The sequence below is a fragment of the Pollutimonas subterranea genome (assembly GCF_002849655.1).
Classification (GTDB): domain Bacteria; phylum Pseudomonadota; class Gammaproteobacteria; order Burkholderiales; family Burkholderiaceae_B; genus Pollutimonas; species Pollutimonas subterranea.
The window spans coordinates 247,666-261,815 of record NZ_PDNW01000004.1 but is presented as its reverse complement, the minus strand read 5'-3'; the positions used below and the strand labels follow the sequence as shown (position 1 = coordinate 261,815).

Sequence of the window (14,150 nt, the reverse complement as noted above, 5' to 3'; positions counted from 1 at the left end):
TTTCAGGTCGTGATGGTTTCTTGACGGGTAAACGAATCAGGCAGGCCGAACGCAGCCATGCCGCCATTGTCGGCAATGGCTCTTTTTACATACCGGTCGTCAACGAGGTCGCGTGCCACGAATGCGGGATCCAGGTCTTGCAGGAAGTCGTTTTTGCCGGACACAAGCGTGGTCTTGAGTTTCCGGATCAGTTCTTCCGTATAGCTCGGGAAGGGGTAGGGCTGGAAATCGATACGTTTTTCTTTCCAGCCGGTATTCACGATAGCGCCCGACGCCTCGTACTGCGCGGTGTCCATCAGTTCGGGCATCAGCACTTGTGCCAATGCCTCGTATGAATGGGGCGTGTAGCGCTGGGGATTGTCCCTGGCCAGAATCCGGGCCGTTTCCTGGCGGTGGTCCTGGATCCACACCTGCGCCTGGACGATTCCATTGACGACTTTCTGTGACCACTCGGGCCGCTGTTCCAGGTCCTGCTCATGCATCAGCACGACGCAGCACGCGTGGTCTTTCCACACATCGCCTGTGAAGCGCAAAATTTTGCCGATCTTCAGCACTTCCGCCGAGGCATTGAACGGCTCCGCGACGGTATATCCGGCGATCTGCTTGTTGGCCAGTGCGGGCACCATGTCCGAGGGCGACATGACCACCAGTTTTACCTGGCCGGGCCCCGCATCGCCGTCGCTGATCGGCTCCAGGCCTTTGCTCTTCAACAGGTGCTGGAGCACGATATTGTGCAAGGAATACCAGAATGGAATGGCGACGGTCTTGCCGCCCAGGTCCGCGATGTCGTTGATGTCGTGCTGCACGGTCAGGCCTGATCCGGACATGTGGTTCCAGGCAACGACTTTGGCGCGCGACTGGCTTCCGTAGCGCGCCCATACGGTCATGGGTGAAAGCAGGTGGATGACGTTGACTTGTCCCGCCAGGAATGCTTCGACGATTTGCGCCCAGCTACGGAATAAACGGGGCTTTTCAACCGGCAGTCCTTGCGCCTGGAACAGTTCATTGTGGTGTGCCACCAGCAAGGGTGTGGCATCGGTGATGGCCAGGTAGCCGATACGGACAGGGGCATCGGGCTCGGCCGCCCTGGCAACGTTGTGCATGTTCAGTAAAGGCAGGGCGCCCATGGCCGTGAACAATGTGGAGAGCTTGATGAACTGGCGGCGCGCTTCCAATGAAGCGTCATGCGTATCGGATTTTTTCAAGATTTTATTCCAAACGAGGTTCTTTAACTTAGTGGGCGCTGCGCGCGTCGCGCAGCGACTGCATGATTTCGATACGTATGCGGGTGAGGGACGGCGTCAACGCATCGCGGGGATGCGGCAGCGCTATGGACCACTCTCCAATCAGGCGACCCGGGTACTGCCCTATAAGCAGGATGCGATCGGCCAAAACCAGGGCTTCGTCTATGTCATGGGTGACAAGAATGGCCGAGGCCTGGTGCCTGGCGATGATCTGCAGCAAAAGCGCTTGCATTTCGCTGCGAGTGACTTCGTCCAACGCACTGAAGGGTTCATCCAGCAGCAGCATTTCGGGCTGGCGCGCCAGGCTGCGTGCCAGGGCGGTGCGTTGCGCCATGCCGCCTGATAGTTCGGCGGGGTAGCGCTCGCGCGCCCCTTGCAGGTCCACTTCCTCAATGGCAGCACGCACTCTCATTTTCCTGTCTTCCTTGCCGAGTGCCGGCTGGTGCTTGAAATCCAGGCCGAAGGCCACATTTTCTTCCAGCGTCAGCCAGGGCAGTAGGCTTGGGTCCTGAAAGACGAAGCTTAAACGCGGATGCGGTCCGCGTAGCGGCTCGCCGTTGATATGGACCATGCCGCGGTCGGAGGTCTGCAGCCCGGCAAGCACTCGCAGCAACGATGACTTGCCGACGCCGCTGGGACCCAGGATAGCCACGACTTCTCCGGCTGCGAGTTGCAGCGAGAAGTTTTGGAGGACCGTGTTGGGCGCCTGGTCGGGGCGCTTATAGCTGAGCGCAATGTCGTGGGCGTTCAGGACAATGGGCCTGTCCACTGCCGTGGAAATAGTCAAGGGTCTGTCCTAGTCAGGTATCACGAAGAAGTCGGCCTTGGTCACGCCGCAGTCAGGGCATGCCCAGTCGTCGGGGATGTCCTCGAACAGCGTGCCGGGTGCGATGCCTTCTTCCGGCATGCCGAGTGTTTCGTCATAAATCATGCCGCAGGGGCCGCACATCCATTGCTTCACTGTGCGGCCTCGACCTGAAGCGCTTGTTCCTGTTCGAGCACATCCGTGGTTCGGTTCTGGGCGGCGGCCCGCTCGAGGTCATGGATCTCTTTACGCAAGTGTTTTAGGGCGGGCGTGACAATGGCCACGAACACCGCTTCGCGCAGACGGCGTTGAGCGGGATGACGCATCAGGTATCCTTTTGCGCCCGCATGCAGGACGGCCGAGTTGGCCGCGGCAAGCGTGAGTTCGGAGGTCCGCGCCCGCAGCTTGAGGACGTCTAGAATGGGGGCGTTGCCGGTCTGTGCCTGTTCCCCCAGTGTGGCGGCCTGTGCCTTGAGCGTCTCCAGCTCGGCGGCCAGTTCCTGCCCCTGGTCGTCCAGGAACACATTGACGTGGGCGGTGGTGGCGTTGCTTTCGCGTATGGTCTTCAGGCAAGCTTCGGTCACGCCGAAGCCCATGCCGGTCTGGCCCAGGATAAAGCCTGGCTTGATGCCGGCGATATATTTCGCAAACTGGGAAGGATGGGCCAGCACATTGTCGGCGGGAATCCTGGCGTTCTTGAAGCGCAGGTTCAGCGTTTGCGTGCCTTCCAGGGCGGAAAATTCGGGGCAGGGATGCAGGCTCAAACCATCGGCGCTGCCATGCACGGCAAACATCACATAGCCTTCATCTTCAACCGAGGCGGCTACGATGGCCAGGTGCTGGGCGCCGACATTCGATACCCACGGCAATGACCCGCTGACAATATAGTCGTCGCCATCGCGACGCGCTGCCAGGTGGATCTTCTCGATGCCGGCCAAGTGCTTGACCGCATTGGACATGCCGGTGCCAGACAATAGGCTGCCTTGAGTGACCGGTGTCAAATAACGATCCCGCACGGCCTGGTTCGGCGAAGCCAGCAAATAAGCGGCGCAACTCGATTGGCACCACACTAGGAAGGCCGTGGATCCGCATTCGCGCCCCACTTCGGTAGTGATTCTGATCTGGGCGGCCATGTTCAGGCCTGATCCGCCATGTTCGCGCGGGATGCTTGCGCCGAAACCGCCCAGGTCGCCAAGGCGGCGCAGATAATCGATCGGGTACAAACCGTCTTGATCAATCGCGCTCGCTAAGGGTGCGAGGTCGGACTTGACGTGCGCCGCGATGGCTTCAATTAGTGTTGCCGCTGGGTCGGTAAGGCTCACGACGGGATTCCTTGCTCTATGCTGGGTCGTTGTTGCAGTCAGGCGTAGGCCTGCAGCTCTTCATTGATGGGTGTCTTCGCCAGATTGTTGGCGTAATTGCATAACGTTGCCAGGCTGACGCCCAGCACCACTTCCAACGCATTGGCCTGGGTGTAGCCGGCCGCAAGGAAATCGTTCAGCTCGGTGTCTGAAACCTCGCCTTTATTTTCCATGACGGCCACCGTGAACAGTGCCAGCGCATTGAGTTTCGGGTCGCTCAACGCCTGGGTGTTGCGAAGGGCTTGAATGGCTTCTTCGGGCATGGCGAGCTTCTTGCGCGCGATGGCGGTATGGCCTGCCACACAAAATCCGCAACCATTAAGCGTTGCCGCGGTAATCTGGATGACTTCGCGTTCGGCACCTGACAATCCGGTGCGTGCATTGATCGCGCCCACTACCTGGTATGTTTCAAGCGCTGTCGGGGCATTGGCCAACACACCTATCAGGTTCGGCAGGAAGCCATTGTTTTTCTGCGCGACTTCCAGGCGTTCCTTGGCGTCGGCGTGAACGGTGTCTACGGTTTGAATGGTGATGCGGCTCATGGTTTCGTTTCTTGATCCAGGTTTATATTCCAATAGAGTCTAATGGCCTTGTGATTAATTCGAAACGAATATAAAGATATTTGGTTATGCCTGTGGGTTATCTAGCGTACGTTCACATTTCAGTACTACGTGGAATGATCACGGCTTGTCCGTAGAAAGTATCGTTCTCACTGCATAGCTGCCAAAGCGTGGCGTCTTCAATCAAGAATCGCTTGCCGGACTTCGTGACGCGTACGCCGCGGTAGCCGCATGCAAAGCCATCGCGCTTGACGCGGTCCAGGAATTCTTGTCTTTCTTCGCGGTTGGGAGCTTCAGCGGATAAGCGCGAGGGCAGGCGGATTAATTCCTGCCAGGTATATTCGAAGCGTTTCTGCGCAGCCTTATTGCCCGTACATGAAGACGGGGTCCGCATCCGCTGTATGGGCAAGGACACCGAACGGCGCGTCTTCATATAGCCATCGGGCCGCCACGATGGGGTTCATTCCTTCCGGCACCAGCGATTGCCCGACGAGGCGACAATAGCTTTGCGTAAGCAGCATAAAAAATGCGGGGTCCTCATACAATTCCATCTGACGGTTCCTTCCCACATTCATTGTTCATCAAAAAGTACGAGCTGATTCAGCCAGCCGCTAGGCATGGTACATGAGTCATAAACGTAGCTGGCCTATGATCAAAGTTTCGAAGGCATGATAGGGTATTGATCTGGAGACATCATGAAACTTGATCCCCGCCGTTTTCGATGGGCCGCCTTGCTCGGGCTGGCCTTGGCCGCGTGCTCCGCGGTGTTGGTCACCTATTCGCTATCGGGCTCGCTGGCCCCGCGGCTCGTTCATACCGAACCCTCAGAATTCGCGCCTGTCCTGGTCATCGACGAGTACGGCCAGCGCTGCATGAACTTCGAGAAAATCAAGGACAGGGGTCGGCAAACCTGTTTCGATCTGAGCGCGCCCGAAAAAATGGTGTTCGACTACACGCGCATGATGACGAGCGCCCTTTTCGTGAAGCCTGATCCCCGCAATGTATTGATGGTGGGATTGGGCGGCGCCACCATTCCGCTTGCCCTGGAAAAGATACTGCCCGATGCCGTGATCGATACGGTGGAGATCGACCCGGCCGTCCTGCGGGTGGCCGAGCGCTACTTCGGCTATAAGCAAGGGCCGCGACAGCGCGTGTTCGTGGATGATGGGCGGGCCTTTATCGAACAGGCGCGTCGCGAAGGCCGGACCTACGATATGGTGATGCTCGACGCGTTCGACGTCGACTACATTCCGCCCCATCTGCTCACCCGCGAGTTCTTTCAACAGGTGCATGCCATTCTTTCACCAGACGGCGTGCTGGTTGCCAACACCTTTACCCGATCCACGATGTACGAACGGGAATCGGCTACCTATGCCGCCGTGTTTGGTGATTTCTTCAATTTGCGCGCGGGCAACCGGGTCATTATCGCGAGCCGGGGCCCGCTGCCGGACGACGACGCCCTGAAGCGCCATGCGCACGCGCTCGCAAAGGCCCTGGAACCGTTTGGCATCGATGTGGAGCGGGAGCTGCAGCGGTTTTCGAGACACCGGGACTGGAGCGCGGACGCGGCGGTACTGACTGATTAGTTCAGCCGGGAAGAGTAGCGCCATCAAGGCTTGAAGCTTGCCTGTCGAAAGTCAGAAAAGGTACTTGTGCGGCCTGTCGGACCAGGGCGACGTGCAGGCAGTCCGCAAAATCGGGTGAGCCCTTCTGTTTGAAGAACCAGATCGCTTTCTCTAGGGCGGATTCATGTTGGAATTCGAGTTCCGCCGCAGTCATCAATGCGTCCAGAGCTGCTGTCACCGATGGCTTGTCGAATTGATAGCGGGAACGCAGTACCCACTCGAGTTCCAGCATTACCGTGATGGTGATAAAAAATCTTTTATCCTTGGCGCGCGCCAGTTGCGAGTGCCGCGATGGCAACGACACGGTGGATGGTTTTCACTTTATTCATAGCCTGTCTCCGTGGGTGAAGGGCATGCCTGTAGCGGCCCTTCTTGCTGTTATGGTCTACACAAGCGTGGGTACTCCTTCTTTCGTCAATGAAATCGTCTTTATCTGCGGCGATGCGTGTAGCGGCGCACCCGTCAGTTTCTGCAAATTTTCAAGCGCGAGGCCTTCGACCATGGCCCGCACCGTGAACTTGCCGTCATGGACATCGACGATGGCGAGATTGGTATACACGGTGTCGACCACGCCCACCCCAGTCAGTGGGTACGAGCATTGTTCAAGCAGCCGGTGTTCGCCTTGCTTGGTGGTGTGATCCATGGTGACGAATACATGCTTGGCGCCTATGGCCAGGTCCATGGCCCCGCCTATGGCAGGGATGGCATCAGGCGCATCGGTGATCCAGTTGGCCAAGTCGCCGTTGGGGGCTACCTGGAAGCCGCCGAGCACCGAGTAATCGAGGTGGCCGCCGCGCATCATCGCAAACGATATGGTGTGCTCGGTGATGGATGCCCCGGGCAACAGTGTGACCGGAACCCGGCTGGCATTGATCAGGTCCGGATCTATGTCATCGTCCTCCGCTTTCGGACCCATGCCGAGTATGCCGTTTTCGCTGTGCATCAGGATCTCGCGGTCTGCGGGCAGGTAATCGGCAACGAGGGTAGGCATGCCTATGCCAAGGTTGACGGTGGAGCCGTCGGGTATATCTTGCGCCACCAGTTGGGCAATCTGAATGCGATTCAGTGAAATGAGCTCAGTCATGTTTCTTGTCTGCCAGAACGACGGATTGAACAAAGATAGCCTGTGTCATGACCTGCTCGGCGGGAATGTCTCCCGCCTGGACGATGACATCGACCTGCGCAATGGTGTGACGCGCCGCCATGCACATGACCGGATTGAAGTTCCGGGCGGCAAGCCGGTAGGTAAGGTTGCCCAGGCGGTCGCCCTGAAAGGCCCTGACCAGTGCGAAATCGGCGGACAATGGCTGTTCGAGCACATACCCTTTGCCGTCGACGACGCGCGTTTCCTTACCTTCGGCGACCCGTGTTCCATAACCTGTGGGCGTAAAGAATGGCCCCAAGCCGGCGCCCGCGGCACGCATGCGCTCGGCCAGGGTGCCTTGCGGCACGCACTCCAGTTCCACCTTTCCTGCCCGATATGCCTGGGCGAACACTTCGGCCTTGGGCGGGCGGGGATGCGAACAAATGACCTTGCGCACGCGTCCCGCCGCGATCAATGCAGCAATGCCTCGGTCTCCGGCGCCCGCGTTATTGCTGACCACGGTCAGGTCTTTTGTGTCGTGCTCCAGCAAAGCATCGATGAGTTCAAAAGGGATGCCGGCATCGCCGAATCCGCCGATCAGCACGCTTGCACCGTCAGGGATGATTTGCACGGCTTCGGCCAGTGACGATTTGATCTTGTTAATCATCAATTAGTTTCCTGCGGACAAATTGGCGGCCTTGACGGTTGTCTCCCAGCGAGCACGTTCAGCGGCAATGAATTCACCGAACTCCGCAGGGGTGTTGCCGCCCGCGGTGCCGCCCATCTGCTTGAAGCGTGCCTGGATGTCGGGGGATTCCAGCGCCGCCTTGGCACCGGTGTAGATTTTATCGATGACATCCTGGGGCGTACCCTTGGGAGCCAGCAAACCGAACCACGCCGTGACGACCATGTCCGAGACGCCTGCTTCGGCCATGGTAGGGACGTCCGGAAGTTCCGGGACGCGCTTATCGCTGGTTACGGCCAATGCACGGAACTTGCCGGCCTGGATGAAGGAAAGCGAGCTGGGCAGGTTGTCGATCATGAAGTCGAACTGATTGCCCAGCAATGCCGTAACGGCAGGCCCGGCGCCCTTGTACGCGACATGTGCCGCGTCGATGCCGGCGCGCTGCTTGAACATTTCGCCTGACAAATGCGGCGACTGGCCGACGCCGGAGCTGCCGAAGGTGCCTCCCTGTGGGGCGTCTTTGGTGATCTTGATGAGATCCTTGACGCTTTTCGCCGGCGATTCGGCATTAACGACCAGTACATTGGGGACCGAGATGACGAGGGTAATGGGCGCGAAATCGTCGGGCGTATACGGCAGGTCTTTGTACATGCTGTAGTTGATGGCGTTAGGGCCTATATTGCCCATGATCAATGTGTAGCCATCTGGCTTGGCTCGTACCAGGGCCTGCGAGCCGATGATGCCGGCCGCTCCGGCACGGTTCTCGATCACGACGGATGTCCCGAGGTTCTCGGCCAGTTTCTCGCTGATCAGCCGGGCGGACATATCGGTTGTTCCGCCAGGGGCGGCTGGAACAATGATGGTGATGGGTTTCTCGGGCCATGCCGCATGCGCGGAAAAGGGAATGGCCAATGCGAGGGCGGCAAGAACTTGCGAGAATCTGGTGGGGATCATTTCTGTTCGTCCTAAGTATGGTTTCAAGTCAAAGTGCCGCTTGTGTGCCCAGTATGGCCGTGGATTGGCTGGAGAGCGTGCCGCCATTGCCATGCACCACGGCGGTCTTCGCATTAGCGACTTGCCGTTCACCGCAGCTGGCGCGTAGCTGCCTGACGGCTTCAATCATGATGAACACGCCATACATGCCGGGGTGGATGCATGACAGCCCGCCGCCATTGGTATTCACGGGCAGGTGACCGCCGGGCGCGATGCCGCCGTTGCTCACGAAATCGCCGCCTTCGCCTTTCTTGCAGAAGCCCAGGTCTTCAAGAAAGAGGATCGTGTTGATGGTGAAGGCATCGTAGAGCTCCACCACGTCAATGTCTTTGGGCGCGAGTCCGGCCATCTCGAAGGCGATGCGCCCGGACTGCTGCGCGGCCGTCACGGTTAGGTCGGCCATGGACGATATTTGTCGGTTCCAGACGGCCGTGGAGCTGCCCAACACATAGACGGGCTTTTGCTTCAGGTCTTTGGCCCTGTCCGCCCGCACCAGCACGTAGGCGCCCGCCCCATCGGTGACCAGGCAGCAGTCCCGTACCGACAAGGGGTCCGACACCATGCGCGACGCAAGGACTTCCTCGATCGTCAGGGGGTCGCGCTGGGTCGCTTCCGGATTCATTTGGGCCCAGCGGCGCGCCGCCACTGCGACTTCCGCCAAGTGTTCGCGCCGGGTGCCATATTGATGCATGTGGCGTGCGGCCACCAGGGCATACGAGCTTAATGGGTTCAACGGGTTGTAGGGCGCTTCGTAGGGCTGTGGATCCAGTTTGCGCCGGGCGTTGGCGATTTCAGCGCGCCCGATGGTGGAGGTGCGTTGGGTGCTGCCATAGCAGACCAATACGGCATTGCATTGGCCGGACTCCAGCGCCTGCAGCGCGGGCATGAGGTGGGCAACAAAGCTGGAGCCGCCCAGCATGGTGCTGTCGATAAAGGTTGGCCTGATGCCCAGGTGCTCGATGACGGGCATGGCCCACATGGTCGCTGTTACGCTGGCGGTGGCAATGCCGTCGATATCCTGCATGGTAAGACCTGCGTCGGCTACGGCTCGTTGTGCCGCCTGAACCAGGATTTCCATTTCGGTGTAGCCATGCGCCTGTCCCAGGCCGGCCTGGCCCACGCCCGCAATGGCGACGGCACCGCGAAGTTTCTTGTCTATCATTGGTTTGTCTCCGCTTGCGTGAATACGACCATCTTGCCTTCCTCACCTTCGGTGATCCGGGCAGATACCGACATGCCGATGGAAACGGTATCGGGCGACAAGCCTTCGACACGCGACATCATGCGTGGTCCTTCGGCCAGATCAATCAGCGCAACGTTGTAGTCGCCGCCATGTTCAGGTTTGCGCCGCACTACCGTCGTGGAATAGACCACGCCCTGGCCCGAAGGCTTGAACCATTCGAGCTGATCCGAGCCGCAATGCGGGCAGATCATGCGTGGGTAGAAAATTCCTTGCGTGCATGACAGGCAGCGTTGAATCAGGAAGTTACCGTGTTCCAGCTGCTCGCGATAATGCTTATCGGCGCCTGCAGCCGGAGTTGATATTGCGTCCGACATGCTTGTATCTCCTCCAAACGTTGGACGTCTATTGTCGGCCTGCCTGGCCACAACGGGAATCTCGTTTTACTTAGGCCTGTGTTTTGCGATCGTTAAGTAATTATGGGCTCTTAACCGCCCGTTAAGGCGCTCTTTCTGAAAACAGAGTTGAAGCGGCGATCGAATTCCTCTACCGTGAATGACAGGAAAAACCAGACACAGGAGCAGCAACGAAATGAGCGAGATGGCAGCGGGCAAGGTAGCGGTGGTGACCGGAGCGGGCGGCGGCATAGGCAAGGGCATAGCGTTGGCATTGGCGGCGGCCGGTGCGCGCGTCGTGGTTAACGATATCAGCGCGGAGGCGTCCCAGGCGGTAGTCGACGAGATCAAGGCGGCGGGCGGCCACGCTGTCGCCAATACCGACAGCGTGGCCACGCGGGAAAGCGCCGAGCATATCGTCCAGAATGCCATTGACCTGTATGGAAAGATCGACATCATCGTGAACAACGCCGGAAACTTGCGTGATCGGTTGTTCCACAAAATGAGCGAGGAGGAATGGTCGCAAGTACTGGACGTACATTTAAATGGCTCGTTTTACGTCAGTCGGGCGGCGGCGCCGTATTTCCGCGAGCAGGAGTCCGGCGCCTACGTGCACATGACGTCCACTTCGGGGCTTATTGGCAATTTCGGCCAAGCGAACTATTCCGCAGCCAAGATGGGCATTGTCGGCTTGTCCAAATCCATCGCGCTCGATATGTCGCGCTTCAATGTACGGTCCAATTGCATAGCGCCATTTGCCTGGACCAGCATGACAAGTTCCATTCCCGCCAACACGCCGGAAGAAAAAGCGCGTGTGCTCAAGCTGCAAAAAATGGAAGCGGGCAAGATCGCGCCACTGGTGGTGTATCTGGGCAGCGACGCCGCCAGCGAAGTCACGGCGCAAATCTTTGCGGTGCGGGCCAATGAAATCATGTTGTTCAGCCAGCCGCGGCCCGTGCGCTCGGTGCATATGTCAACGGGCTGGACACCTGAAGATATCGCCGAAATTGCCGTGCCCGCCATGAAGAATGATTTCTACAAGCTGGAGCGTTCGCCGGAAGTCATCGGCTGGGATCCTATCTAAGGGGCGGCCATGGCACTGGACTACGATCTGATCAAGGCCTGGAAGTTCGCCGATGTGCGCCAGGCCTACACCGAGAAGGACGTCATTCTCTATGCCCTGGGCGTCGGACTGGGGTACGACCCGATGGACGAAGCGCAGCTGGCATACGTCTACGAAAAAGGCCTCAAGGTTTTTCCCGGGATGGCGGCCGTACTGGGCTATCCGGGCTTCTGGATGCAAGACCCCAAGGCCGGTATAGATTGGGTAAAGCTGGTGCATGGCGAGCAGCGCATGACTTTTCATCGGCCTTTCCCCGCTGCCGGCGAGGTCATAGGGCGTAGCCGGGTCACCCATGTGATTGACAAGGGCGCCGACAAGGGGGCGCTGGTGGTGGTGGAACGAAACATCCACGATGCCGCCGACGACGCGCTGCTTGCCACCGTACAGCAGACCACTTTTTGCCGTGCCGACGGTGGTTTCGGGACGGGCGACGCCGCACCCGAACCCTTACCTAAAGTGCCGGCCACGCCGCCGGATCACGTGTGCGCCTTGCCCACCTTGCCGCAGGCCGCGCTGTTATACCGGCTTAATGCCGACCCCAACCCTCTGCACGTTGATCCCCAAGTGGCCAGGAACGCCGGTTACCCGCGTCCGATCCTGCATGGCCTGTGCACCTACGGCGTGGCAATGCATGCCATCATAAAAACGCTTTGCGATTACGATCCGAATCGCCTGCTCTATATGAACACCCGCTTTTCGGCGCCTGTTTTCCCAGGCGAAACCTTGCAGGTCGAGATCTGGCCCGGCGTTTCTGGTACCGTCCATTTCCAGGCCCGCGTCGCAGAGCGCGACATCGTGGTATTAAGCAATGGAATCGCAGGAGTAAAGCAATGAACGAACGTTTGGCACCCCTGGACGGCATCAAAGTGCTGGACTTGTCCAGGGTATTGGCGGGTCCCTGGTGCAGTCAGAACCTGGCCGATCTCGGCGCTGACGTCATCAAGGTAGAGCGCCCAGGCATGGGCGACGATACCCGGGGCTGGGGGCCGCCCTACCTGAAGGATGCCAATGGCGTCGATACCGGCGAAGCGGCTTACTACCTAAGCACTAATCGAAACAAGCGTTCCATCGCCATCGATATTGCCAGTCCCGAGGGTGCCGAGCTGGTTCGGCAAATGGCGGCGCGTTGCGATATTCTGGTTGAAAATTTCAAGGTGGGCGGGCTCAAGAAGTATGGGCTCGATTATGAAACCATCAAGGAGATCAATCCGCGCCTGATTTATTGCTCCATTACCGGTTTCGGCCAGACCGGTCCTCTGGCCAGCCTGCCGGGTTACGACTTCATGATCCAGGGAATGGGCGGCCTGATGAGCATCACCGGCGAGCGCGACGACCTGCCAGGCGGCGGTCCTCAAAAGGCGGGGGTGGCCGTCACCGACATCATCACTGGCATGTATGCCGCGGTCGCCATACTGGGCGCGCTGCAGGAACGCAACCGCAGCGGCCTGGGACAGCATATCGACCTGGCCTTGCTGGACTGTCATGTGGCCATGCTGGCAAACCAGAACCTGAACTACATGACCTCGGGGGTTGCCCCCAAGCGCGCGGGAAATGCGCATCAAAATGTGGTCCCTTACCAAGTCTTTGCAGCCAGCGATGGCCACCTGATCGTTGCCACGGGCAACGATAGCCAGTACCGCGCCTATTGCCAGGCCATGGGCCGGCCCGACCTGGCGGTGCATCCTGACTATGCCACCAATAGCCAGCGTCTGATCAATCGGGTGGAGCTTATCAAGGAGCTTGAATCCATTATGCAGACACGCACCCGGGACGACTGGATCGGCGCGCTTCAGGAAGTGGGCGTGCCTTGCGGCCCCATCAACACGATAGAGCAAGTTTTTGAAAATCCGCAAGTCAAGGCGCGGGAAATCTGGAGAACCATGCCGCATCCGTTGGCGGGCACGACGCCCACGACGGCCAGTCCCATACGGTATTCGGAAACGCCCATCCAGTACCGGATGGCTCCTCCTTTGCTTGGCCAGCATACCGATGAAATACTCGAGGAATTGGGCCTGGCGCAGCGGGCAACCTAAGACCTCATCAACCAGTGCAGGAGACAATCAATGAACAATATCAAACTCAATCGCCGCCATATACTGGCCGGCATGGGCCTGGGCATGCTGGCATTGGCGTCGCCCATGTCAGCGGCATGGGCGGCCGATGCGGCCTGGCCCGGCCGCGCCGTCAATTTCATCGTGCCGTTCCCGGCGGGCGGCCCCGTTGATACGTCGGCCCGCTTCGTCACCAAGCCCTTGGGCGAGAAGTGGGGCCAGTCCGCAGTGGTCGACAACCGCGCAGGCGCCGGCGGGATCGTAGCGGCAAGGTATGCCGTCAAGGAAAAGCCGGACGGCTATTCCTTCTTCTTTCCCGCCATCCACCATGCTGTATTGCCTAGCCTGCGTAAAGACTTGGGCTACGACATACAGGCTGATTTCGAGCCGGTGGGTTCGGTGGCACGGTTTCCCATCATCCTGGTCGCGCACCCGTCGCTGCCGGTGAAGAGCGTCAAGGAATTGATCAGCTATGCCAAGGAGAATCCGGGCAAAGTGTCATTCAGCTCATCGGGAACCGGCGGCGGTACGCACCTGGCGGGCGAACTTTTCAATAAACTGGCAGGCGTCAAGCTGCTGCACATTCCGTACCGAGGCAGTGCGCCGGCCATGCAGGATCTGGTCGGTGGCCAGGTACAGCTTATGTTTGCCGATGCCCCCTCTGCCTTGCCGTTCATCAAGTCCGGCCACGTAAAGGCCCTCGGGGTGGGTAATCCAGAGCCTTCGATATTGGCCCCGGGCGTGCCGACCATTGCCGAAGCTGGCGTTCCGGACTACGAAGCGTATTCATGGACCGGGTTGATGGCGCCCAAGGGCACGCGTCAGGATATCGTCAAAAAGCTCAACCAGGACCTGGTCGCCATCTTGAACGATCCGGCGGTTGGCCCGGCCATGGCTGCTGCGGGCGCCGAGCCCATGCCCGGCACACCTGAGGATTTTGCCCGGTTCCTGGATAACGAGATCAAGAAATGGGCGCAGGTCATCCAGGAAGCCGATATCAAGATCGAATGAGGGGAATCGGATCGCTGGAACCGGGCCTGCTAG

Annotated in this window: 16 protein-coding genes and 1 pseudogene; 5 read left to right on the top strand and 12 right to left on the bottom strand. The window is 59.2% G+C overall.

Annotated elements, in window-relative coordinates:
* Positions 1–2 precede the first annotated feature (2 nt).
* The 6 genes and pseudogenes from CR159_RS07125 to CR159_RS07100 form a co-directional block, all read right to left on the bottom strand.
* The gene (locus CR159_RS07125) at positions 3–1,127 is read right to left on the bottom strand and encodes an ABC transporter substrate-binding protein (RefSeq protein ID WP_102073374.1); all 1,125 of its coding nucleotides are present in this window, start codon (positions 1,125–1,127) and stop codon (positions 3–5) included.
* A gap of 106 nt (positions 1,128–1,233) precedes the next feature.
* The gene (locus tag CR159_RS07120; protein ID WP_199173256.1) at positions 1,234–2,031 is read right to left on the bottom strand and encodes an ABC transporter ATP-binding protein; all 798 of its coding nucleotides are present in this window, start codon (positions 2,029–2,031) and stop codon (positions 1,234–1,236) included.
* A 9-nt stretch (positions 2,032–2,040) separates the two neighbouring features.
* Complete coding sequence (locus CR159_RS07115; RefSeq protein WP_439650498.1) at positions 2,041–2,193, bottom strand: rubredoxin; 153 nt, start codon at positions 2,191–2,193, stop codon at positions 2,041–2,043.
* A gap of 8 nt (positions 2,194–2,201) precedes the next feature.
* On the bottom strand, positions 2,202–3,371 hold the full coding sequence (locus tag CR159_RS07110) for an acyl-CoA dehydrogenase family protein (RefSeq protein ID WP_102073302.1): 1,170 nt from the start codon (positions 3,369–3,371) through the stop codon (positions 2,202–2,204).
* A gap of 38 nt (positions 3,372–3,409) precedes the next feature.
* On the bottom strand, positions 3,410–3,952 hold the full coding sequence (locus CR159_RS07105) for a carboxymuconolactone decarboxylase family protein (RefSeq protein WP_102073301.1): 543 nt from the start codon (positions 3,950–3,952) through the stop codon (positions 3,410–3,412).
* A gap of 112 nt (positions 3,953–4,064) precedes the next feature.
* Positions 4,065–4,521 (bottom strand): annotated as a pseudogene (locus CR159_RS07100) (MEKHLA domain-containing protein).
* A gap of 144 nt (positions 4,522–4,665) precedes the next feature.
* Between CR159_RS07100 and CR159_RS07095 the strand changes: the two are divergent.
* Entirely contained in the window at positions 4,666–5,556 is an 891-nt protein-coding gene (locus tag CR159_RS07095) for a spermidine synthase (protein ID WP_102073300.1), read from the top strand.
* 1 nt (position 5,557) lies between these two features.
* On the opposite strand, the gene CR159_RS07090 is transcribed toward CR159_RS07095, so the two are convergent.
* The 6 genes from CR159_RS07090 to CR159_RS07065 form a co-directional block, all read right to left on the bottom strand.
* Positions 5,558–5,899, bottom strand: a complete 342-nt coding sequence (locus CR159_RS07090) for a type II toxin-antitoxin system VapC family toxin (protein ID WP_102073299.1) — start codon at positions 5,897–5,899, stop codon at positions 5,558–5,560.
* Between the two features lie 81 nt (positions 5,900–5,980).
* On the bottom strand, positions 5,981–6,679 hold the full coding sequence (locus CR159_RS07085) for a 3-oxoacid CoA-transferase subunit B (protein ID WP_102073298.1): 699 nt from the start codon (positions 6,677–6,679) through the stop codon (positions 5,981–5,983).
* Positions 6,672–7,346 (bottom strand): 3-oxoacid CoA-transferase subunit A, encoded by a 675-nt coding sequence (locus CR159_RS07080; RefSeq protein WP_102073297.1) that lies wholly within the window; start codon positions 7,344–7,346, stop codon positions 6,672–6,674. Before CR159_RS07080 ends, CR159_RS07085 begins: the two co-directional genes overlap by 8 nt.
* A 3-nt stretch (positions 7,347–7,349) precedes the next feature.
* A complete protein-coding gene (locus tag CR159_RS07075; RefSeq protein ID WP_102073296.1) occupies positions 7,350–8,318 on the bottom strand; it encodes a Bug family tripartite tricarboxylate transporter substrate binding protein in 969 nt (322 codons plus the stop codon).
* Between the two features lie 28 nt (positions 8,319–8,346).
* Positions 8,347–9,519 (bottom strand): thiolase family protein, encoded by a 1,173-nt coding sequence (locus CR159_RS07070; RefSeq protein WP_102073295.1) that lies wholly within the window; start codon positions 9,517–9,519, stop codon positions 8,347–8,349.
* Entirely contained in the window at positions 9,516–9,914 is a 399-nt protein-coding gene (locus CR159_RS07065; protein WP_102073294.1) for a Zn-ribbon domain-containing OB-fold protein, read from the bottom strand. The genes CR159_RS07070 and CR159_RS07065 overlap by 4 nt, the downstream gene beginning before the upstream one ends.
* A gap of 214 nt (positions 9,915–10,128) precedes the next feature.
* On the opposite strand from CR159_RS07065, the gene CR159_RS07060 reads away from it, so the two are divergent.
* Genes CR159_RS07060 through CR159_RS07045 form a run of 4 tightly spaced genes read left to right on the top strand, consistent with a single transcriptional unit; the run spans position 10,129 to position 14,117 of the window.
* Positions 10,129–11,016 (top strand): SDR family NAD(P)-dependent oxidoreductase, encoded by an 888-nt coding sequence (locus CR159_RS07060; RefSeq protein ID WP_102073293.1) that lies wholly within the window; start codon positions 10,129–10,131, stop codon positions 11,014–11,016.
* 9 nt (positions 11,017–11,025) lie between these two features.
* Positions 11,026–11,889: a MaoC/PaaZ C-terminal domain-containing protein gene (locus tag CR159_RS07055; protein WP_102073292.1), complete on the top strand. Its 864-nt coding sequence runs from the start codon at positions 11,026–11,028 to the stop codon at positions 11,887–11,889.
* Complete coding sequence (locus tag CR159_RS07050) at positions 11,886–13,088, top strand: CaiB/BaiF CoA transferase family protein (RefSeq protein WP_102073291.1); 1,203 nt, start codon at positions 11,886–11,888, stop codon at positions 13,086–13,088. Before CR159_RS07055 ends, CR159_RS07050 begins: the two co-directional genes overlap by 4 nt.
* A gap of 30 nt (positions 13,089–13,118) precedes the next feature.
* Positions 13,119–14,117, top strand: a complete 999-nt coding sequence (locus tag CR159_RS07045) for a Bug family tripartite tricarboxylate transporter substrate binding protein (RefSeq protein ID WP_102073290.1) — start codon at positions 13,119–13,121, stop codon at positions 14,115–14,117.
* Positions 14,118–14,150: the final 33 nt, after the last annotated feature.

Excerpts from the sequence above, each read along its gene's own strand:
- CR159_RS07125 (WP_102073374.1), bottom strand. The coding sequence starts at position 1,127 with ATGGGCGCCCTGCCTTTACTGAACATGCACAACGTTGCCAGGGCGGCC.
- CR159_RS07115 (WP_439650498.1), bottom strand. The coding sequence starts at position 2,193 with ATGTGCGGCCCCTGCGGCATGATTTATGACGAAACACTCGGCATGCCG.
- CR159_RS07105 (WP_102073301.1), bottom strand. The coding sequence starts at position 3,952 with ATGAGCCGCATCACCATTCAAACCGTAGACACCGTTCACGCCGACGCC.
- CR159_RS07095 (WP_102073300.1), top strand. The coding sequence starts at position 4,666 with ATGAAACTTGATCCCCGCCGTTTTCGATGGGCCGCCTTGCTCGGGCTG.
- CR159_RS07085 (WP_102073298.1), bottom strand. The coding sequence starts at position 6,679 with ATGACTGAGCTCATTTCACTGAATCGCATTCAGATTGCCCAACTGGTG.
- CR159_RS07080 (WP_102073297.1), bottom strand. The coding sequence starts at position 7,346 with ATGATTAACAAGATCAAATCGTCACTGGCCGAAGCCGTGCAAATCATC.
- CR159_RS07075 (WP_102073296.1), bottom strand. The coding sequence starts at position 8,318 with ATGATCCCCACCAGATTCTCGCAAGTTCTTGCCGCCCTCGCATTGGCC.
- CR159_RS07070 (WP_102073295.1), bottom strand. The coding sequence starts at position 9,519 with ATGATAGACAAGAAACTTCGCGGTGCCGTCGCCATTGCGGGCGTGGGC.
- CR159_RS07065 (WP_102073294.1), bottom strand. The coding sequence starts at position 9,914 with ATGTCGGACGCAATATCAACTCCGGCTGCAGGCGCCGATAAGCATTAT.
- CR159_RS07060 (WP_102073293.1), top strand. The coding sequence starts at position 10,129 with ATGAGCGAGATGGCAGCGGGCAAGGTAGCGGTGGTGACCGGAGCGGGC.
- CR159_RS07055 (WP_102073292.1), top strand. The coding sequence starts at position 11,026 with ATGGCACTGGACTACGATCTGATCAAGGCCTGGAAGTTCGCCGATGTG.
- CR159_RS07050 (WP_102073291.1), top strand. The coding sequence starts at position 11,886 with ATGAACGAACGTTTGGCACCCCTGGACGGCATCAAAGTGCTGGACTTG.
- CR159_RS07045 (WP_102073290.1), top strand. The coding sequence starts at position 13,119 with ATGAACAATATCAAACTCAATCGCCGCCATATACTGGCCGGCATGGGC.